General features: G+C 57.6%; 16 protein-coding genes and 3 pseudogenes. 6 read left to right on the plus strand and 13 right to left on the minus strand.

Annotation, left to right across the window (positions count from 1 at the left end):
* Positions 1 to 317: 317 nt before the first annotated feature.
* A pseudogene (locus tag ACYZUD_RS22500) lies at positions 318 to 1646 on the plus strand (tyrosine-type recombinase/integrase).
* A 905-nt stretch (positions 1647 to 2551) separates the two neighbouring features.
* Positions 2552 to 3166 (plus strand): annotated as a pseudogene (locus ACYZUD_RS22505) (integrase domain-containing protein); the annotation flags it as partial.
* A 187-nt stretch (positions 3167 to 3353) separates the two neighbouring features.
* Here the strand turns inward: ACYZUD_RS22505 and ACYZUD_RS22510 are convergent.
* The 4 genes and pseudogenes from ACYZUD_RS22510 to ACYZUD_RS22525 form a co-directional block, all read right to left on the minus strand.
* A pseudogene (locus ACYZUD_RS22510) lies at positions 3354 to 3464 on the minus strand (AAA family ATPase); the annotation flags it as partial.
* A 249-nt stretch (positions 3465 to 3713) separates the two neighbouring features.
* Complete coding sequence (locus ACYZUD_RS22515) at positions 3714 to 6071, minus strand: membrane-bound PQQ-dependent dehydrogenase, glucose/quinate/shikimate family (RefSeq protein WP_462020200.1); 2358 nt, start codon at positions 6069 to 6071, stop codon at positions 3714 to 3716.
* 1088 nt (positions 6072 to 7159) lie between these two features.
* A complete protein-coding gene (locus ACYZUD_RS22520) occupies positions 7160 to 7444 on the minus strand; it encodes a type II toxin-antitoxin system RelE/ParE family toxin (protein WP_462020201.1) in 285 nt (94 codons plus the stop codon).
* On the minus strand, positions 7434 to 7676 hold the full coding sequence (locus ACYZUD_RS22525) for a CopG family transcriptional regulator (RefSeq protein ID WP_462020202.1): 243 nt from the start codon (positions 7674 to 7676) through the stop codon (positions 7434 to 7436). The genes ACYZUD_RS22520 and ACYZUD_RS22525 overlap by 11 nt, the downstream gene beginning before the upstream one ends.
* Positions 7677 to 8278: 602 nt before the next feature.
* Here ACYZUD_RS22525 and ACYZUD_RS22530 point away from each other — a divergent pair.
* Entirely contained in the window at positions 8279 to 8641 is a 363-nt protein-coding gene (locus tag ACYZUD_RS22530; RefSeq protein WP_462020203.1) for a DUF6124 family protein, read from the plus strand.
* A gap of 113 nt (positions 8642 to 8754) precedes the next feature.
* On the opposite strand, the gene ACYZUD_RS22535 is transcribed toward ACYZUD_RS22530, so the two are convergent.
* The 4 genes from ACYZUD_RS22535 to ACYZUD_RS22550 all read right to left on the minus strand — a co-directional run bounded on the left by ACYZUD_RS22535 (position 8755) and on the right by ACYZUD_RS22550 (position 11293).
* Positions 8755 to 9597, minus strand: coding sequence for an oxidoreductase (locus tag ACYZUD_RS22535; protein ID WP_462020204.1), 843 nt, complete (start codon positions 9595 to 9597; stop codon positions 8755 to 8757).
* Between the two features lie 67 nt (positions 9598 to 9664).
* Entirely contained in the window at positions 9665 to 10375 is a 711-nt protein-coding gene (locus tag ACYZUD_RS22540) for an SDR family NAD(P)-dependent oxidoreductase (protein WP_462020205.1), read from the minus strand.
* 43 nt (positions 10376 to 10418) lie between these two features.
* Positions 10419 to 11075, minus strand: a complete 657-nt coding sequence (locus tag ACYZUD_RS22545; protein WP_462020206.1) for a DsbA family oxidoreductase — start codon at positions 11073 to 11075, stop codon at positions 10419 to 10421.
* Positions 11072 to 11293 carry a tautomerase family protein gene (locus ACYZUD_RS22550; protein WP_008025002.1) on the minus strand — a complete coding sequence of 74 codons (222 nt, stop codon included), beginning with the start codon at positions 11291 to 11293 and terminating at the stop codon, positions 11072 to 11074. Before ACYZUD_RS22550 ends, ACYZUD_RS22545 begins: the two co-directional genes overlap by 4 nt.
* Positions 11294 to 11668: 375 nt before the next feature.
* Between ACYZUD_RS22550 and ACYZUD_RS22555 the strand changes: the two genes are divergently transcribed.
* The 3 genes from ACYZUD_RS22555 to ACYZUD_RS22565 are packed head-to-tail and all read left to right on the plus strand — an operon-like array spanning position 11669 to position 15001.
* The gene (locus tag ACYZUD_RS22555) at positions 11669 to 13009 is read left to right on the plus strand and encodes a CHASE2 domain-containing protein (protein ID WP_462020207.1); all 1341 of its coding nucleotides are present in this window, start codon (positions 11669 to 11671) and stop codon (positions 13007 to 13009) included.
* 40 nt (positions 13010 to 13049) lie between these two features.
* Complete coding sequence (locus ACYZUD_RS22560; RefSeq protein ID WP_462020208.1) at positions 13050 to 13412, plus strand: hypothetical protein; 363 nt, start codon at positions 13050 to 13052, stop codon at positions 13410 to 13412.
* 11 nt (positions 13413 to 13423) lie between these two features.
* A complete protein-coding gene (locus ACYZUD_RS22565; protein ID WP_462020209.1) occupies positions 13424 to 15001 on the plus strand; it encodes a M48 family metalloprotease in 1578 nt (525 codons plus the stop codon).
* A gap of 185 nt (positions 15002 to 15186) precedes the next feature.
* On the opposite strand, the gene ACYZUD_RS22570 is transcribed toward ACYZUD_RS22565, so the two are convergent.
* The 5 genes from ACYZUD_RS22570 to ACYZUD_RS22590 form a co-directional block, all read right to left on the minus strand.
* Positions 15187 to 15966 carry a DeoR/GlpR family DNA-binding transcription regulator gene (locus ACYZUD_RS22570; RefSeq protein ID WP_462020210.1) on the minus strand — a complete coding sequence of 260 codons (780 nt, stop codon included), beginning with the start codon at positions 15964 to 15966 and terminating at the stop codon, positions 15187 to 15189.
* Between the two features lie 55 nt (positions 15967 to 16021).
* Entirely contained in the window at positions 16022 to 17023 is a 1002-nt protein-coding gene (gene pdxA, locus ACYZUD_RS22575) for a 4-hydroxythreonine-4-phosphate dehydrogenase PdxA (RefSeq protein WP_462025097.1), read from the minus strand.
* A 5-nt stretch (positions 17024 to 17028) separates the two neighbouring features.
* Positions 17029 to 18309 (minus strand): four-carbon acid sugar kinase family protein, encoded by a 1281-nt coding sequence (locus ACYZUD_RS22580; RefSeq protein WP_462020211.1) that lies wholly within the window; start codon positions 18307 to 18309, stop codon positions 17029 to 17031.
* Positions 18306 to 19319: a 2-keto-3-deoxygluconate permease gene (locus tag ACYZUD_RS22585; protein WP_462020212.1), complete on the minus strand. Its 1014-nt coding sequence runs from the start codon at positions 19317 to 19319 to the stop codon at positions 18306 to 18308. Before ACYZUD_RS22585 ends, ACYZUD_RS22580 begins: the two co-directional genes overlap by 4 nt.
* Before the next feature lie 295 nt (positions 19320 to 19614).
* The gene (locus ACYZUD_RS22590; RefSeq protein WP_462020213.1) at positions 19615 to 20901 is read right to left on the minus strand and encodes an OprD family porin; all 1287 of its coding nucleotides are present in this window, start codon (positions 20899 to 20901) and stop codon (positions 19615 to 19617) included.
* Positions 20902 to 21311 lie beyond the last annotated feature (410 nt).

Here is a 21311-nt window from a genome sequence, read left to right on the forward strand (position 1 = left end):
ACCACATCGTTGCACTTGCTATGGGAATAATCCCTGGCAGAAAAAACTGCAAAATCTTAGGGTAGCTTTAGGGGTATAGCGGATTAATCGTAGCTGTTATCTCATTGTATTCAATGAAAAAAGTCCGTTTTTTCGACTCCTGGTGCCGCACCACATTAGGCTCCATTGCATTCTACTGAATGCTCTGGAAGCCCCGAAAACCCGCCCTTTGGCGGGTTTTTTCGTTCCAGGACCCTCTGTCGGGATCCAACAAAATCCCCCTTCCCCGAGGGTATGTTAGGGGTACTGCGATTTCCCGGTCAGGAGCGCGTACCCCTATGCCACGTCTAGCGATCCCCCTCAGCGACCTGCAATGCCGCACGGCCAAAACCCGCGAACGCGCCTACAAACTGTTCGACGGCGGAGGCATGTACCTTTTCGTCAAACCCAATGGCGTGAAGACCTGGCGCTTGAAGTACACCAAGCCCAGCGGCAAGGAAGGCACGCTCATCATCGGAAACTACCCCATCGTTACCCTTTCCGTCGCACGGCGTAAGCGAGACGAAGCCAAGGCGTTGCTGCTAGACAACCTCGACCCAACGGAAGAAAAAAAGAAGGCCAAGATCGTAGCCCAGCGTGCGGCATTGCTTTTCGAAACCGTTGCTCTGGAGTGGCACGCCGACATGTCCCGTCGCTGGACCGAAGGACACGCAAAAACCGTGATGAGCCGACTGCGTACCCACGTCTTCCCGCTGATCGGCCAACGACCCATCGCTGAACTCGATACCCATCACCTGCTAGAGATCACCCAGCGCATCAAGGAACGCGGCACCATGGATGTGGCGTTAAGGGTACAGAACTACTTATCCACCATCATGCGCGGGGCCAAAAGGGCTCGGCAGATCACCATGAATCCTGCACTGGATCTGGCAGGCTCGATTCACGCGCCGCGCACAGTCCATCGCCCGGCCCTCTCCCTCAACCGCCTACCCGAACTGCTACACCGTATCGACAACTACAACGGCCGCGAGCTGACGCGCCTTGCCGTCCTGTTGACGCTGCACGTATTCGTCCGCTCCAGCGAACTGCGCTTCGCACGATGGAGTGAGTTCGATTTCCAACGTGCCATGTGAGAAATCCCCGACACGCGCGCACCGATTGAAGGGGTACGCAACTCCACACGTGGGACCAAGATGAACGGCGACATTCAAATGGTTCCGCTATCGCCGCAGGTCATCGAAATACTTGAGCGCCTGCGCAGCCTCAGTCGCTTTTCAGAGTTGGTGCTACCGGGCGACCACAAGTACTGGAAGCCCATGTCCGAGAACACGGTGAATACCATGCTCCGCAACGTCGGCTATGACACCAGCAAGGACGTGTGCGGCCACGGCTTCAGGACCATGGCCTGTAGCGCCCTGCTGGAGTCCGGGTTATGGACCGACGCAGCCATCGAAAGACAAATGAGCCACAAGGAACGCAACCGCGTGCGCGCCGCGTATATCCACAAGGCCGAATTCCTCGAACAGCGCAGGCTGATCATGGCGTGGTGGAGCAACTACATCGACGCCAACCGCCATGGGCATATGACGCCCCACGAATTCGCTCACCCGATCGGCGACAACATTACCGCCCTACAAAATAGCCGCGGCGCATCCAAACGTGGGTAAGCCAATAAGATCACCGCAGTCCGCCCTTCCATGCGGGTCCATCCAAGCGGGGCTGCAAAGCCGCCTGCTTGGATGGACCTCATTTAAAAAATCTAAAGCCCACGCGAATTGTCTGTGGAAAACCATAGATTTCCACCGGTGGATAATTTCATCCACAGCCGCAGAACTCCCGAAAATTCGAGCCTTGACCCGAATTATCCACAGGCGTAGAAAAGGTCGGGCAAAGCGCTGTCGTTGACAGCAACCCAGGTAGCCAGAACCTTTAAGGCTACGCCACACCGTGGTGGTTCACCCAAAGTGCGATTAGCGTCCGGCGGCCCGCACGGTCACTCACCGAGTGATGGATGCCTACTTCAGATCATTGCCATTGCGGCAAATACATCCCCCTACCCAGCTGCCCTGCAGCAACCTATCCGCTTGGCCATTTCACTGCGCCAACCTGCGCCCGTCTCTTTCTCCCGGAAAGAGACGGGCGCTCCTACCGCTGCTGCAGCCCAACTCGTACAAGGCTTTGCGGCACTCCCCCTCATGACAATCGGCGTGACAAACACCGAAGTCACCAGCAACAGCGATGCAGATGATGGTGCCGCAGTCCACGGAATGGACTGCACCTGACTGACAGTCAGGCACGCCCCGGTCATCGCATTACTGCCTTCACCCGACTCAGAATCTCGCGGCGCCGGTCTCGTCAGCCAGCGCAGCCTCCACCCGCCCACTTCTTCGGAAGTGTTCAGGAGGCCAGATCATGAGATGCCCAAGCTCCCGGTCGTAAAGAGCCGCCAGTCCCGCGTTAGTGGACAACCCTCACAGGTCGCAGGGGCCTTGATCCCTGATAACACTCAACATTCTTGGCGGGATGACGGGGGGAAAGTTTTAAAAGTTTTGGCTTCGAGAGGAGTTCGATCATGGCACTGGTGGGCAGGCGAGATGGACGCAATTTTGGCTACGGTCGGCAGCTGAGCTATGCCGGGCCGCAAGCGCTGAAAGATCTGTTTGGCGGCGGGCATTACGGGACGGTCAAGGCGCACGGTGATCGGTGGCAGGCGTTTGTACGCTGGTGTCGCTCGGAGGATGGGCCAGGGTTTAATGATGCGCGGCAGATTGATCGGCAGACTTTGCTGGACTATGCAGGAGCTCTACGCCAGCAAGTTGAACAAGGTGAGCTCGCCATTGCCACCGCGCAAAACCGACTTTCCAGCGTCAACCGGGTCATGACTGCTCTTCGCGGTGATCAGTATGTGAAAGTGCCAAGCCCGAGTAAGGCGCTGGGAATGCGGCGCACCAGTGTTCGTCGTTCAGCGCCGCAAGGCCAAGACTACGAACAGGTGAAGCGGATCGTAGAGGTGCTTTGCGAAAACAAGCAGCCGCGCGTCGCGGCCATCGCTAAGTTAGCGCGAGCCGCCGGTATGCGCTTGCGCGAGGCGATCTTGGCCGACCTTCCCCGTCTAAAATGTGAAGCCAAGCAATTCGGCAAGATCAACATTCAGGACGGCACCAAAGGTGGACGTTCAGGCGCCTCGCTGGATTACGGTAGATGTGTTGGCGCTGATTGAAAACTGACCCACCCTGCCGATTGAAAAATGACCCAGGGCAGATTGCCGATTTGCCATCAGCAATTGTGGATTAGCGTAGCAGCCCTGTTCGGCGTCAAAGAGATCGAAAGCCCCACCACACGGATACATGCAGAGGGGCACTTTTCGGTCAGGATCAAAATGGCTCATCGTCCTCGACACCCTCATCGTCCTTGCGCTTTCGTTCACGTAATTTGATCTTTGTCTGCGCAGCCAGGGTGCTGTGTTGCAGACGGTAAGACTCGTTAGCCTGCTACGACTTCCTCGACCAGCCTTGGTCAAACCGATGATCTGGTAGGCACTGCGCCGGTCACCGGATTCCATACCCGGAGAAAGCAGGCGCATTGATCGTCCTCACAGAAATTAATGGGAAGCGTCGACTGACTTAGCTCACGTCAGCCGTCCCACGTCTTGATTCACAGCGATGATAGATCGAGTGATCACAAGACCCTGACGTTTACATAAGGGGGCAGTCACCCAAGACTGCCCCCTATGGTTATTTCGAGGTCTTAGGCAACGCAAAGGCAATCATGAAGTCGCCATGGTCAGGTGCCGCGCGTGAACCATTGGCCGTGACTACCACAAACTGACGTCCATCCTCGGGCGAGGTGAACACCAGAGGTGTAGCGCCAGCGCCCACTGGCAGCGGACTTTTCCAGACAACTTCGCCAGTCAGGCTGTTCAGGGCCCGCAGGTAATAGTCTGAGGTCGCAGAGAAGAAGATCAGTCCCGACCCGGTTGGCACCGAGCCACCCAGGGTAGGCATGCCCAGCTCGATTGGAAGACGCGTGCGGAGCCCCAGCGGGCCGAACTGCTCAGGCGTACCCAGCGAGCGGTGCCAGAGCATCTTTTGCGTTTTCATGTCGATGGCGGCCATCGTGCCGAAGGGCGGGGTGGTGCATGGCACGCCGAGGAACGACTGGACCATACCTCGCTCTGCACCGTAGGGCGTATTGTTCATCGGCACCACACCACCCACGCTGTGTGAGCCTTTGCCACCGGCGGCAGCGCGTGCGATTTGATCTTCGCGGGTCAGCAGCCGGGCCTTCATCATGACGCGCATGTCGTTGACGATCATGAGGTCATGCTGCTTGTCGATGGATTGACCACCCCAGTTGGTGGTGCCGTACCAGGACGGGTTCTGCAAGTACCAATCCATCTGTGGCGGCGTGTAGTCGCCTGCGTAGTAAAGTCCTTTGAACTGAATACGGCAGTTCAATTGATCGATTGGGGTGATGCCCCACATCATGGCTTCGTTCAGGACGGCGTCACGCATTTGCGGCATGCCGACTGAATAGGGCTGGGTTTTGGAAAGGTTTTCGCCTTCGACACCATTGGTGGGTACAGCGCGTTCTTCAACCTTGGTAATGGGTACCCCGGTGCGGCGATCAAGTACATAGATCTCACCGTTTTTACCTGCCTGCACCAGAGCGGGAATCCGCCCACCTTTACCGTCAGGCATGTCATAAAGCACAGGCTTGGACGGCAGGTCGTAATCCCATACATCGTGATGCACGAGCTGAAAGACCCAGCGTTCCTGCCCGGTAGTGGCATCCACTGCGACGACCGAGGTACTGACGCGGTCCGTCGCTGCTGAACGCATGCCGCCGAACAGATCAGGGGTGCCATTGCCTGTCGGCAGGTAGACCATGTTCAGTTCGGCATCGTAGGTCGGTGTTGCCCACATGTTGGGGGTACTGCGTGTATAGCTTTTGCCTTCTGCTGGCGGGTTTGGCTCACCGGGGCGGCCCACGTCCCACGCCCAGGTGAATTTACCCGTCGCCGCGTCGAAGGCTCGAACTACGCCGGAAGGCTCGTCCGTAGACTGGTTATCCATCACCCAGCCGCCGATGATCAGGTTCTTACCAGCCAACAGAGGACCGGAGGTCGGGTTGTAGAAACCTGGAATCACCGCGCCCATACCTGCGGCGAGGAAGACGGTACCGTTTTCCCCGAAGGTCGGTACTGGCAAGCCGGTTTTAGCATCCAGAGCGATCAGCCTCATGTCGCCCGTAGTGACGTAAATACGCTTTTTGCCCGGTGCATCATCAGCCAGTCCAGGAACCTCGTAATAGGCCAGCGAACGGCAGCGCATCCAGTCAGCAGTCGCGGCAGGGTCAACCTTGGGGTTGAAGTGCCAGAGCTGCTCACCTGTATCGCCACGCAAGGCAAACACCTGGTTGGTAGGCGTGCAGGGATAGATTACGTTGCCGATCTGCAGCGGCGTGTTTTGGTTTTCGCGGCCGTTGGCCGTGATGTCACCGGAGCGAAAGGTCCATGCGATCTGCAAATCCTTTACGTTATCCAATGTGATCTGGGCGTCAGGCGTGAAGCCTTCGCCCGAAGGTGTGCGCCCGAAACCGACTGATTGCGCCTTGTCCGCACCAGGGTTGTAGTCCGAGGCCACCTGCGGTGTAGAGGTCGGCTTGACCAGCCAGATTGGATACAGTGCGTTGACGAATGCAGCAATCAGCCCCAGCACGATAACCGTGGCAATTCCGCAGGAGACTGGCCGTACTTTTTGACTGCCTCGCGCCCGCGGCAAAGCGGGCGCGCAGAGGGCAATCAGCAAACCGAAAACGGCGAACATGCCTAGACGTGCAGCGAGCGGCCAGAACTGCAGCCCGGTTTCCCAAAGGGACCAAACCAGAGTTACTGCGAAGAAAGCACCGTAAAGGTAAGCCGCTCGCAGATCCAGACGAAAAAGCATGACAGCAGTAGCGATCAGCGCGATGCCCGCTGGCATGTAATAAAGCGAGCCGCCTAAACCGATGAGTTGTGCTCCGGCGTAACCCAGATAAGCGCCCGAGAGCAAAAGTATTGCGCCGACGACGATCGTATAGACGCGCAGCAACGGCGAGACTCTCAGAGGGCCAGGTTTAAGATCTGATAACAAGTCGGAAATCCTCTTTTATTTGGAATTGCATCCGCCGAAATTCGCCCAGATTCATGGGGTATGTCGCATGTGGATAGGTTTCAAAGCAGGGTGACAATATGTCGCACTATAGTGGAATGCTATCACTTAAGCGGCTAGTGATAGACGATCTGAATGTCTACTCAGAGTAGATCTGAAGGAAACAATTGACCCATTTTCGGATGGTGTTTCTCGACAGCCCGGTACCCTTGGCGATCTGGTGCGGCGACAGCTTGTCGCGAAAGTACATCCTCCGAATTTTCCCCAACATTTCCATGCTGATCACCCTGTGTTCTCCTGCTCGGAAAGTGAGCAGAAGTAGTTGAACACCTGGGTCAGTTTTCGGTCAGCGGCAACATGCTCAGGTCTTTACCTCTGCCAGTTTCCGGTCGGAGACATACCCCGTTCGCTTTTACTGGCTCACCTATCAAAAGTAGAGCTTTCCTGAGCCTGCCACTCACCAGTCAAGCGCCTATGGGCAGCCTCGCAAAGACCATCAAAGCCCAGCAGTCGGAGGGGTGACGAAGTTCGTCAACGATGCAGGTCTTCATTCGCCGCAGTGCCGGTCTGGCTTTTTGAAAAGCAGGCGAGAGCCTATCTGCTCAGTTGCGTTCTTACCTGAGCGATCCAATCCAGGAATTGAGCTTCTCGGAATACCGCGGCAACTCACACTCGAACAATGGCCAGACGATCACCCAACAGGCAAACATAACTGCCACCCCGAGGAATTCATTCTGATCGCCAAGTTCGACCCAAGCGAAGGGCATTTCGCCGTATGCCGCTCTGGATATTTTACGTGCAGGCCAACAACGTGCCGACGCCTTAAAAATCCCCGATTCGACTCCACTTAAAGCCATAACTAGCTGATTTATTTATAGTTACTAGATGGGGTACGCCAAATTTTCCACCGACTTCCAGACCCGCAGGAAACCTGGCCTCGTCGAAAGCTACCGTTCGTCTGGTGCCGCACCATATAAAACGAAGCCCTCGTAGAAATACGAGGGCTTTTATGTTTTCGGGAGCCCCTCTTACCACTTGGTACGAGGGCGTTGCCGTGTGTGAAACACCCCGAGAATTTGAAGGCGATCACCGCGAACTCGGTAGGGAATGAGATAGGACCAGTTGGGCACTGCCCATTCGCGCGTGTTTTTGACTCGACCTTCACGGCCCATGGCTGGAAATTCGACCAGCTTGTCTACGCTGGCAAAGATCGCATCGGAGAAGTCGTCAGCAGCCTTGGGGTTTTCAAGGGCAATGTAGCTAGCTTCGTCTTCCAGGTTTTTGAGGGCTTTTTCCAGCCACTCAACCTGCATTCCTGCTCCAACGCCGGGCGCGCATCGCCGCTACCTGATCATCGGAGGCGAATTTACCCTGATCGGCCTCCTCCACCGCCAGTTCGATCTGTGCAGTCAGTGTCCTCTCGTGCTCGATGTAGTCACGAAGAACGTCCATCGCCAAGTAGCTCACACTTTGGCCGTTGGTCCTGGCCAGATCGGCGAGAGAGTTCGAAAGGTCTTCCGGCAGGTTCAGGGATATCCCGGTCATGGCAGCCTCGATGGTGAACGTTTGTTAGGCATCTTACACCGGCAAGCGCTCACTTGAATTGGCAGGTCGTCGCGAGGTGCTTCACGATGCTTTTCGTTTTCAGGCTGACTGCTTTATGAATCCCCCTTCACTTTCGCGGTTAACATTGCGCTGAATCTCCGACTGCCAAGCATGAAGATCGTCGGAAATTTCCTCGTTGCTCGGTGGAAATGCTCTCTTGAAAGGCGTGCATGTCGGATGCATGGCTTGCTTAGCGATGCTTGTTTAATGGCGTTGCGCGTCACTTCCTGAAAGCTACAAAACCTTGCGGCATTGCCTACAGGTACGCCAGACTCCGCCGGCTTGTGCAGCCGAATTACGGGCTCTATCGTTGACTTGCCACTGCCAATCAGTGGTCGGGTTTAGCAGCCCGCTATTCGTCTCTTGCACGTGCATCCATCCCTCGGGGGGTCTCCATACCCGCGGTTTGATGGTGGCTGTACTCAGGGCGCCTTCGGGCGCGCCGGCTTTGAGACGTTTACCGGTCTGCTAACCTGCGTGCAGCTGCCACCCTTTTTGTATAGCAGCCGAAAGGGTTGGCACCCAATTGGAAAAACGTCTCTATGCATAAGGTAACTCCTGATCCCCCGGAAGCAGACAACGCATCCGCGCAAGAAACCCCCGATACACAAAAGTCCGACGAAGTCACCGACCGCAACGTCGACGATGATCACATCTCCTACGCCAACATCCGAGCCACCCCACGCACACCTTGCACGATGTACATCGTCAACCCGGAAGTCGACATTCAAACTCTGCTGGGCTCCGTGTCCGAATCGCTGGCATCTGCCTGCGTGATTACTATGGATCTGGCAGACCGAGAGACGGGGACAAGTCGCAACACTCTGTTGGGCATTTTTGAAATCATCATGCTGGCGGAAATCTCGGTGAACCGGGCACTGGATCAACTCGATCCCATTGAATAGAACGCGGCACGTAAAAAACCACGCTCAAATTCCGTGGAATCCCCATCTGTAGAAAATGGGCATTTCACGGATGTCACTCAATTGTCCGGTGAGTTTTGTAGGTATGAAGCACCTCAGTTGAACTCCGTCGACTCAGAAAGATGCTCCCAAGCGTCAATCTCTCCCTGAAGCTGCACAATCTTTTCCCGCACCAGCCTCACCGCATCCTTACCCAGTAACAAATGAACTGGCGGTTTTTCAGCCGCTACCAGTATCAACAACGCCTGCGCCGCCTTGTGCGGATCACCAGCCTGCTTGCCACTCTTCTCTTCACGCGCCTTGCGGACCGGATCGAATACCGCGTCGTACTCACTAAAAGCGCGACCCGACCGAATCATCGAGCGCCCTGCCCAGTCGGTTCGAAACGAGCCCGGCGCCATGGCCGTCACGTGAATACCCAGACTTTCCACTTCTTTTGCCAATGCTTCGCTGACACCTTCAAGGGCGAATTTGCTGCCGCTGTAGTAGGCGATGCCCGGCAAGGTGATGAAGCCGGCCATGGAGGTGATGTTGACGATATGCCCGCTGCGCCGCTCACGCATACCGGGCAGAACCGCCTTGATCATGGCTACCGCGCCAAACACGTTAACGTCGAACTGGCGCTGCATTTCCGTCAACGGCGACTCTTCGAGAATCCCCTCATGGCCATAACCGGCGTTGTTCACCAACACGTCGATCCGGCCGACCTCGCGCAGGATCTCGGCCACCAGCGGCTCTATCGCCGGGTAGTCGGTGACGTCGAGCACGAATGCCTTGGCGCGATGGGCATCCAGCGCTTCGAACGCAGCACGTTCAGATTCACGCCGCACCGTGCCCACCACCGTATTCCCCTCCGCCAGCGCTGCTTGCGAAAAGGCCAGGCCGAAGCCTGAACTGACCCCGGTGATGAGGAAAACTTTGTGAACGTGGGTGTTCATTGTGCGCTCTCCAAATGAAAACGCCGTCGATAGCGATCGACGGAGTTGCGGACAGTCAGGTCGGGTCTTAGTGACCCGCACTCTGCCCACCATCGACATGCAGAATCTCGCCAGTAACAAAATTGGCGCCGTCCAGATACACAACCGCCTGCGCAATATCGCTGATCTCGCCCATATGCCCGACCGGGTGCAGAGCGCCCAGCGCGGCGTGGGTTTCCTCACCGTGCATCGGCGTCTTGATGATGCCAGGGGAAACCGCATTCACCCGAATCCCGCGCTTGGCGTACTCGATGGCCAAAGATTTAGTCGCCGAGTTCAAACCACCTTTAGTCAGCGAAGCCAGTACCGATGGCACGCCATCGATGGCGTGGTCCACCAGGCTAGTGGTGATGTTGACGACATGGCCGCTACCCTGCTTTTCCATCTCGGTGATCGCGAGCTGGGTGATGTAGAAGAAGCCATTCAGGTTGACCGACAGCACATTGGCGTAGTCTTCAGCGGTGTACGCGGTGAACGGCTTGGCAACAAAGATCCCGGCATTGTTGACCAGGGTATCGATACGCCCGAAACGTGCGATCGCTTCACGGATGACTTGCTGAGCGACTTCCAGGTTGCCGATGTCGCCGGCCACGGTGAGGATGTCCGGGTCGGTGGACGGTTTGATCGAACGCGAAGTGGCGACGACTTTGTAATCCAGATCACGGAACGCTTTGACCATGCCTGCGCCGAGACCTTGGGAGGCGCCAGTGATAACGATGACTTTTTTCGAATTGCTCATGATGAACCTCTACTAAATAAATGATGGTTTAAAAAATAAGTAATCAGGCTTCGGCGGGGGCCTTCGCCATTTGTCTCAATATTTGTTCGTAGTACTCGATCGACTGCGAACCGGACACCAGGTGACGACCGTTGAGAATCATGGCCGGTACCGAGTTGATGCCGCGCTGCTGGTAAAACCCTTCAAGTTCACGCACTTCTTTGGCGAACGCTCCGGACGCCAACACCTCTTGAGCCGCTGCTGCATCCAGTCCCGCTTCGGCAGCCAGTTGAACCAGCGTCTCGCGATCACTTGGGTTCTGGCCGTCGGTGAAGTAAGCGCGTAGCAGGATCTTTTTCAGTGCGACCTGCCGCCCTTCCTGCAGCGCCCACAACAACAATCGGTGCGCATCAAACGTGTTGTAGAAGTGGCTGCGCTTCTCCAGATCGAACGTGAAACCGATGGCCTCGCCGCGTTCGATCTGCATCGCTTTACCGGCGGCGACGTCGTCGGCGGTGCGCCCGTATTTGCGCATCAAGTGCTCGACGGCTTTCTCGCCTTCGGCCAGCATGTTCGGGTTCAACTCGAAGGGCTTGTAGGTCAGCTCTACCGAGACTTCACCGGCCACGTTCTCGATCGCTTGCTCCAGCGCGGTCGCGCCCAAGGCGCACCACGGACACACCACGTCGGAGATGAAATCGATGGAGACCGACGCCGTCACGACTTGCCCTCCTTTTCAGCCAGTTGCTTTCGGTACTGGGTGGTGGTGATGCCGGCGTAGCCCCAGTTATCGGTGTCGACTTCTTCGATCACGATGTGGGTCAGGTGCGGATCCTTCTTGAGGACGCGTTCCAGTGTTTCAGTGATTTCAGCGATCACCTGAGCTTTCTGCTCAGAGGTAACGCCATCGCGGGTGATGCGTACGCTTACGAAAGGCATGAGGAAGATCTCCAGTGACCTGCTCATCGAGATGATGGGTAGGTGTTGGAGCTCAATGTATGAGGTTGGCTGGAGGGGATAAAGGTGGGGGCGGGAACATCATTAGTTACGCGGTGTAATGGATGCAGGCGGAGTAATAGCCCCCGCCCTGGCGATGACTAATCTGTAGGAATCAGCATCCACCTGCGTAGTCCACTCTTTTACGTGTCGCTGTTTTCCAGTTTCAGCGACACGTTCTTGTTATGTGTCGCTGACGACGACACGTATGCGAGGACGCAACCTACAGAGTATGCCCCGCCAGAAAAAGATGGCACCTTGACATCATCTATCGAACTAACCTAAAACGTCAGCTCATTTGACTTTATCGAGCCAGGGATGTCGGCCAGATCACCACTCTTTTCTAGCTGGCAGTACGTGCTCGGGGCGCTTGTCGTGGTCCTGGCCGTGCTCGATCCTTTCGGGCTTTCGAGCTCTAGCAAAAATGCCTCCGCACAGTGGCTGAATCGGGTGTTTGCCAGCAGCTACAAAAACACGGGGCAACAGCAAGTCGCGGTCATTCTGATCGACGACGCGTACCTGATGCGCAACAACACGCACTGGCCCATGCCGTACGACGAACAAAGCAAGCTGTTCAAACGTTTGCTGGCTTACAAGCCGAAAGCAGTGTTCGTTGATTTCATGTATAGCCACGATCACTCCTTGGGTGACCCGGCGCAGGGTAGTCAGTTACTGGCCAATGTCTTCGAACGCTACCGCCACCAGGGCATTCCACTGTTGCTGGCAAACACCGGCCAGGTACGAGGAGCAGAAGGTCAGGCCAATACGCTGGGCAATCTGGCCAAGGTCAGCAGCCCTGCATTGGTGGCGTGGAGCGGGTTTGGCGATAAGTACCCACTGGCAGTCGAAACGCCGCTGGGGCTGATGGAAACGCCAGCGTTTTCGCTGTATCGCCACTATTGCCAGGCGCATTCCTGCGCTGACCTGCCAAGTGATACGCAAGCCGCTGTCCAGAAGCCACCGATCGCCATTCAGTGGGGGATTAACCTGGCACCGGATCAGATGCGCATCGCGGACACCGCCCATTGTTCAGCCCCAGGAGGTTTCTTTGTCGATTTAGCAAAGGAGTTTTTTCAGGCGATTTTCTGGAAACTGGCCGGTGCCGATCAATCACGGTGCCTCTATAACTTCACGCTCTCAGCCAGCGCTCTGGAGGTCAGCACGCCCGAAGACCGCGCCCTGCTGACCGATCTGCTGCGTGATCGCCTGGTGCTGGTCGGCGCGAACATCACCTCCACGGGTGACCTTGTGCAGTCGCCCGTGCACGGCAAGGTTCCGGGCATCTACCTGCATGCCATGGCGCTGGATAACCTCGTCACGCTGGGCATGAACTATGACCGCGAGCCAGCCAACCTGCTGAACTTCGATATCAATTGGCTCGATTTGGTGGAGGTTGCGCTGCTTGGGCTGATCGTGGTGCTCAAAGCGCTGCATGAGCGACAGAGTTCGAGGTCAGGAATCATCGGTCTGCAAGACAGGAGAGGCGGCTTTTTCCGTTCGTCCCTGCTGTCATTCGGGCTGGTGGTTGGAGTGCTCATGCTGCTCAGCTATGGGCTTCACAAGTTGCACTTTACGCCCGTCAACGTACTCGCCGTGCTGATGCTTTCACTGGCGATATTCAGCGAAAAAATCGAAGCGCGCTTTGCGCGCAAGTACTGATTGACCACTCATTTTTCATCTAATAAAAAAGGAATCAAGGATGACCAGAGCAGCCGTCTTGTTACTCACCGCACTGTTCAGCCAGGCAGCCTGGTCGGCCACGCCTACGGTTGAGGCATTTCTCGCCGACCCGATAGCGCTGCTCGACGCACAAGGCAAACTTGAGCGGGAGCTGCCGTTAAAGGACGCCCCGAAAAATTCGCTACCGGTGCTGCAATACAACGAGGCACTGGAGTTGGTGCAAATTGAGCTGGCTGGTCAGAAAGTCTGGCTGGACACCATGGACCTGCGCCTGAACCCCAGCAAGCTGGTCAAACTGCCTTGCGAAAAAATGCCGAGCAGCAAGATTGTCGATAGCCAAAACAACTCCACCATCGGTTTTGGTGCAGGCTGCAAACCGTAAGGGGTCGGCAGATGAAAAGGTCTCTACTGGCGCTCGCTGTGCTGGTCGGTTCGTTGCTCAGCGGCTGCAGCACTCTCAATGGCGCCAACGATGCATTGATGAATCTGGTCGGCCCATCGACTCAATCCAGAGTCACTGGAAAGTATGTCGACAACGCGGACGTTCGGCAGCACTACAAGCTCGATGTCCAGCACCAGAGTAAACAGCGCTTGAGCTATGACGGCCACGCCATTCCGGCCGCCGAGATTCGCCAGCACAACCTGGTGGATATCCCGATCCTGCAAAGCTACTTGCAAGGCGTTGTGACTCGACTCTCCAAGGGCTGGCCCGGTGAGCTTCCAACGCTGCAGGTACGGGTCACCGACAGCTACAGTTTCGGGCCGTCGGCGGATCCCTTCGGTAACGTATACGTCCCCTTGGGCATGCTGGATAACGTCGAGAGCGAAGACGAAATCGCTGCCATGCTGGGCCACGAAATGAGCCACGTGCTGCTACGCCATCATGACCGCATGGCAGCCTTCCAGCAGCAGAAAGAACTGATGACCAACGTCGCTACCACCGTGGTGTTCGCCGCCATGGCCTCCAATACCGGTGTGAATCGTAGCGCCGGAACGATGACGTTGATCAACAAAGATCCAATCGGCACGCAGAAGACCATCGGCAATACCGTGTTGTTTACGGCACTGGCCAACAGCTTTTCGGACAATATCTGGAGCACCGCCTGGGGTCGAAGCCAGGAAGATCAGGCGGATTTGCTGGGCACAGACCTGATGATCCGCGCCGGTTATGCGCCACGGGCTGCCAGCTACAGCCTGCAACGACTGAATGACTTCCAGGGCAAACAAAAGCCGCTTCTCGGCAGTTTTCTTGAAGCGCGCAAGACCGCCATGCAGCAGTCTCTGGAGCAGTTCAACCTCAACAACTTCACCAAAGAACTGGACGTGCTGCTCAACCAGGGGCTGGTCACCGGTATCACGGCGACGAGCCAGTACCTCACGCGCTCGCACATGTCGCCGATCGACCGCGATGAGGAGCTACGCCAGTACCTGCAACGTGAGTACCGCCAGGAACGTCGAGCCCGGGTCGATGTGCGTAGCTGGCCGAAAATCCGCGATGCCGCGCCAGTCGCTGCAGCCATGCAGGGTTACAAGGACGCCTACGCCGCGACTGCCGCACTGGAACAAGGCAAGGTGCGTGAGGCCGACACCTTCAGCAAGCGTGCACTGTCCTCACCGGTGAAGGACCAGCCGGGCATTCGTCGCAGCGCATTTGCCGTGCATCTTGCGCAAGGCAAGAGCGCTGATGCATTGAAAGATCTTGAGTCGATCAAGGATTGGTCGCTGGCCGGACCGTCTATCTATGACCTGATGATCGGCTACCATCTCAAGCGCGGCGATGCTCAATCGGCACTGGCCCTGATCGAAAAGGCCGAACGCAACCTGGGTTCGGAAGAACTGTTCATCACCGAAAAGCTACTGGCCAACCAGCAGCTCAAAGATGCCACACAGGTTCAGACCGTGCTGCGCAAATGCGAGCAGTATCCAACCCGCAAGGAAAACTGCAAAAAACTGGCCCCGATGAAAGCCTGAATTCACGTTTGAGCATCCACAAAAAAGCCCCGAATCAATCGGGGCTTTTTGCTGGCAAGACCTTGCGGCCGCTCGCACTCCAGGCATAGCGAATGTGTTTGGGTTGTCGCGGTTCGGAACAATGCGTGGAAACAGAGATTTCTTCGGCGTGATGAGATTGCCAAGATCGCAGCCTTCGGCAGCGCCTACACTGACTGGGTACTGACTGTTTCCACGGTGATTTGCTTGATCGCGCGAAACGGTGCGAGTGCAGCTTCATCCGCCGTGGCACCGGTAATCAACCGCCACTCCCGCTCAATCGGCGTCCAATGCTGTTGCCTTGCGCGGCCCAGCTTATCGGTGTCGGCAAGGACGACGATCTGCGCCGCCCGTTTGATGATGCATTCCTTGAGATACGCCTGCTGCGCACTCGCCTCACACAAGCCAAACTCCGCGACCACGCCGTCCGCACCCAGAAAGGCCTTGTCGACACTCAACCGGCTCAATGTCAGTTCCGCCAACGGCCCTAACGTGCTCATGCTCGAACCGCGCAAATCGCCGCCGATCAAGGTCAGGCGAATACCCGGCGCGTTGGCCAGGGTCATCACTGCGAGCAAATTATTGGTCACCACATGCACGTCTTGTCGCGAGCACAAATGATGAGCCAACGCAGCGCAGGTAGTCCCGCCGTCGAGCAGTACGGTATCACCGTCCTGGACATGGGCCGCCGCCGCCTGGGCGATGGCGTCTTTTTGCTCCCACTGAGACGTCTTGCGTTCTTCGAGGGAAGCTTCCGGCTCATGAACGCCAACCACGGAGGTCGCGCCGCCATAGGTACGGACCAGGTGCCGCTGCTTGGCGAGCATGGTCAGGTCACGTCGCACCGTGGCTTCCGAGACCCCGAGTGCCGCGCTCAATTGCTCGACGTTGGCATCGCCAATGCGTACGAGATCGAGGATGGCGCGGTGGCGTTCGGAGGCTTTCATGGCGGGTCTCGCACGGTGGACGGTGGTCGATCTTACACGACAGCGCCCGTGCGGCTCATCCCCGTCGCGTGGCAAGCTCCGCACCCTGGCGCAGCGCTTCGAGCAGGCTGCGTTCATCAGCAATGCCCTTGCCAGCGATGTCGAAGGCGGTGCCGTGGTCGACCGAGGTGCGGATTACGTCCAGGCCGACGGTGACATTCACACCGGCTTCAAGGCCGAGCACCTTGACCGGGCCGTGGCCCTGGTCGTGATACATCGCCACCACTAGATCGAAGTCGCCGCGTCCGGCGCGGAAGAACAGCGTGTCGGCGGGCAGCGGGCCGGTCACGTCGAGGCCACGTTCCTGCAACAACTTCACCGCAGGGATGATTTTTTCTTCCTCTTCGCCATAGCCGAACAAGCCGTTTTCGCCGGCATGGGGATTGATGCCGCACACGCCGATACGGGGTTTGGCGATGCCGGCCTTGATCAGTGTCGCGTTGCCGCGTTCGATGGTGCGCTGGACCAGGCCTGGCTCGATCTTGCGGATCGCGTCGATGATGCCGATGTGGGTGGTGACGTGAATCACCCGCAACTGCGGCGCCACCAGCATCATCGACACTTCGTCGACGTTGGTCAGGTGCGCGAGCATTTCGGTGTGGCCGGGGTATTTGTGGCCGCCGGCGTGCAGCGCTTCCTTGTTCAGTGGCGCGGTGCAGATCGCATCAATCTGGCTGGCCTCGGCAAGTTGCACAGCACGGGCGATGTATTGATAAGCAGCATCACCGGCGATGGGCGACAGCTCGCCGAACGGCAGGTCGTCGGGGATCAGGTCGAGATCGATGCAGTCGATGGTGCCGGCCTCATACCGTGCCTGGGAGGCATCCTCGATGCGGCGTACTTTGGCGCTGCCACCGACGATGACATTGGCCTGTTCCAGACGACGGGCATCGCCGATCACCAGCGGCCGGCATTGTTGGTAGACGATGTCATGAGTCAGGCTCTTGACGATGATTTCCGGGCCGACACCCGTGGCGTCGCCCATGGTGATGCCGATGATGGGGAGGTAGTTGCTCATAGTGTTCATTCGAGTCCTTGGATTCGTGTGCGTTTGGGCTGCGAGCGATCGGCGCTATCACTCAGGTGTTGCCATGCCGCATACAAGGCGTGATCGGTGCCGAACGCGCCTGCCTTGGTAACAATTCCGGGACGATGACCCTGCCGGGAAACGGTCGGTCGAGCGAAGGCGACCCCGGCTTCGATTTCCGTCAGCAGTTGCAGGCTGTCGATGCCAACGGTGGTCAAGATGGCCCGCGCCGTCTCGCCGCCCGTGGCGATCAGACCGCCGACCTTGAAGAAGTGCGGTTCTACCAGCGCGGCCAGCATGGTCGAGAGTTGCGCGCCTTCATGGGGATTGAACGCTTCATCGCGGCCAATGCGCAGCAGCAGGTCGCTCCAGCCGTCCAGTTGCTCGCCGATGCGCGCCTGCCAAATCGGCCAGTCTGCATGAGCGTTGCCTTGGCGAAGGACCGCTGGCGGCACGACCAATTCGCTGACCCCGCCACGCTCCTTGAGCAGCGCGCATTGCCGTTCGCAGACACCGGACAGACTGCCCACGAGTATCAGGATCGGCGCCTGGCTTTTTTCGAGGGCAGCAGGTTCGATGGCCGCGAACCGTGCTTCGGAAAAATCAGGAAGACTGGCTATTTCCCGTGCGAGGCCACCCGAACCGATCCAGAACAGCGGCTGATCCATCGACGCGGTAAGCCGAGCGAGAGTCAGCAGGTCATCTTCGGTTTGCGCATCGACGATCAACGCCTGCGTACCGCTGCGGGCGACTTCGGCAATGTGGTGTGCGAGTGCATTTTCGTTGCCGCGCAAAGTGTCGAGATCAAGCTTCGCGGTGCTCAGCCCTGCGGACACAAGCATCGCCTCGACATCCGCCGGACGATCAGCGTTTTCGAGTTTCCAGGTGTCGGTGGTTTCCAGCGGCTGGCCGTTCACGAACACCCGACCGCCGCGCAACGTGCGCCCGGTGGCGGGAAACGCCGGGGCGACGATGGCCAGGCCCGCCAACGGTTGCAGGGCGGCAACTTCCGCCGCCCAGTTACCGCGCAAGGTCGAATCGATTTTCTTGTACAACCGCTGCCCGGGTTGATGCAGTGCCTTGAACGCGGCCACGGTGCGCTCGGCAGCCTGCGCCGGTGAAAGGCGCCGGGTGTCCGTATCGGCGGCGATCACTTGGGCGTCAGCCTTGTCGTTCAAAGGGTCGAGCGTGACGACCGTTTGCATCCCGGCGCTCGCAAAACCGATGGCGCAATCCGCCGCACCCGACAGGTCATCTGCGATGATCAGAATCCTCATCGCAAGGCTTCCTGCTTTTGCGGCTCTAACTCCGGTTCGGGTATGACGACGGGGTTGCGCTGCTGCACGCGCTTGGCGACGGCGGCAGTGAGTATCGGTGCGAGGATCGCGGTGACCACGACGCAGGCAGCCACCAGAATGGTCGCGCTCTTGGCGGCTTCGGCGTACACCGGGTTGGCCGCCGCGATCAGCGCAGGAACGGCTGCGGCATTACCAGCGGTGGTGGCTGCAGCGACACCGGCGACGCCAGTGCCACCGGTCAAACGATCGGCGAAAAACAGCGGGAGACCGGTCAGCACGACAACCGCAACACCCATGCCGAGACCCAGCAAACCGGCTTGCCAGACGTTATGCAAGTCCAGGCTGGCGCCGAGGGCCAGGGCGAAGAACGGAATCATCACCGGAACGGCCTTGGCCAGAAAGTCGCGCATGTCACGGTCGAGATTGCCCAACAGCATGCCGAGAGCCAGAGGCAGGATGCTGCCCACCAGCGTTGGCCAAGGGAACGCCGACAGGCCGGCGATACCCAAGGTGACCATCGTCAGAAACGGCCCGGATTCCAGCGACATGACCGAGTAGGCGCCGACGTCTTCGGAGCGACCGTACTGCCCCATCAGCGCCATGTACAAGCCGCCGTTGGTATCGTTCATCGCCGCAACAACCGCCAGTGTTGAAATGCCGGCGAAGAGTCCTGAAGAAATCGGCTGCTCGCCCAGGAAGTGCCCGAGCACAATGCCGATGAGAACGGCGATGCCGACCTTGGTGACGAGCAGCGTGCCGCCCTTCTTGAGCAGGTAAGGCGTGGCTTTGATGTTGATGCTCGCGCCCATGCAGACGTAGAACACCGCGAGAATGGGAAGCGCACCGGTGAACAAGGCATTAGTGAATGAGCCGAAAAATTTCGGTGTGTCGGGCAGGAACGTTGCCACCAGCGAACCAATCAGCAGGGGCACGATCATCATGCCGCCCGGTATACGTTCAATGGTGCGTTTGATAGGAATCTGGGCCACGAGGGTCTCCTTTTATAATTGTTTGGTAAGACGTGTATCACCTCGAAACTGACTGAACTGATCACGTAATGATTGATTCAGTCAAATTTATCTTAGGTCATCGCCACAACTTGCGCAAACCAATCATTCAAATGATCGTTTTGATCATTTGAGGTGGCGAACCGGGCTGTGATGAACGACTCGAATCGCCCTGTGGAGCAGGCTAGAGCCTTGCAGCGCCCACAAAAAAGCCCCGAACCAGTCGGGGCTTCTTTTTTCTCAGCCTTGAATCAGGCCTCGATCATGCGACCAATCATCAGAAAACGTTGATCGGGTAATCCACAAACACACGTACTTCGTTACCGCTGACGTTGTATTCGCTGGATTTCTGCGACACGCGCAGGATCGAGCTGCGCAGTCTGACGCTCAGGTCTTTGGCCGGGCCGCTTTGGACGACGTACTTGAACTGGTTGAAGATTTCGCGCTCGGTACCGCCTTCGCTGGTGGAGGTGGTGATGTTGTCGCCGCGCACATAGGCGAAGTTGTAGCTCAGGCCTGGAACACCGAAGGTGCTGAAGTCAAGGCCGTAGCCCAGCTGCCAGCTGCGTTCGTCTTCGGCGTTGAAGTCGGACCAGTAGGAGTTGGCCAGGAGGATCGTGTTGCCGCCGTCGCCGACGCGACCTTGATCCTTCTGGTAGCCGCCGTAAGGGTAGCCCAGGTTGCTGTCGCCGGTGCTGCGCTGGTGCGCGACGGTGAACGAGTGCGGGCCGGTGGCGAAGGTCGCAGCCAGGCTCCAGATCTTGTTGTCGTCGCCGGTGAAACCGTTTTCGCGGACGTAGGAATCGTCCAGCTTGGTGCGGTAGCCGTTGAAGTCCAGGGTCAGGGACTGATCCTTGTCGATCGGGAACACGTAGTTGGCGTTCACGTATTGCTTCTTCAGCACGTCTTCGACGTCGGACGCGTACAGGGCAGCCTTGAACTGTTCAGTGAACTGGTAGCTACCGCCCAATACGTTGATCGACTTCAAGCCACCGCTGTCACGGCCTTCAGCGCTTTTACGCGATTCGGCGGTGAAGCGACCGGCGTTCAGCTCCAGACCTTTGATCTCCTTGGAGGTGATCAGCGTGCCGGTGTAGCTTTCTGGCAGCAGTCGCGAGTTGTCGTAGTTCAGCACCGGCAGGACCGGCATTTGGTCGCCGTAGGTCAGCGTTGTGCTGGAGAGACGGAATTTGACCGCGGCGCCGCCCTTGGACAGGTCATCCGCCGCGTTGCCGCTGTCACCCTTCTTGAAGAAGTCGATGCCTTGTGCACCGGTGCGACCCTTGCCGCCGTCCAGACGCAATGCGTACAGACCGAAAGCATCCACACCTACACCGACGGTGCCTTGGGTGAAACCGGACGAGAACGTACCGATGGCCGCTTGGCCCCACTCGGCTTTGTCTTCACGACCGTCTTTGTAGTCACGATTGATGTAGGCGTTGCGCAGCAGCACTTTGAGGCTGCTGTCTTCAACAAAACCCTTGGATTCGGCCTGGTCGTTAGCCATGGCCTGTGTGGCGCTCAACATCCCCAGAGCGATCAGGCTGATTCGCTTGTTCAACATTTTGTTCTTTTCCTTATTTCGGGTTGATACGCGCTGTGTCGAACGGCTGAAACGGCGCTATCGCACTCTTTTTTCACCCCGAAAACAAAAAGGCCCGCCCACGAAAACATCGTGGCGGGCCTTCTTATTATTTTGAGTCATGGCGGTTGGCCACAGGCGTTGGGCCGAATCGTAGCCGCGCCCCTAACGATGTGTCAATTTCATGAATCGTCTGTAAATAGGCCGAAATCGTCTAAGAAATTACTTGTCGGCGGCAGCAGGTTGCGCGAGGGACGGTTTATTCAGGGCATGCGAGGAAACCCTGGCCGCCAACGTTGGCCAGGAGTGCGCGGCTTTCCGCTTGTAACAAGATCGACATAACTTGAAACAATCAAACAACGGAACTTTTCAGGAACTATTAACGAAAGCAA

Source organism: Pseudomonas sp. XS1P51 (assembly GCF_054897845.1).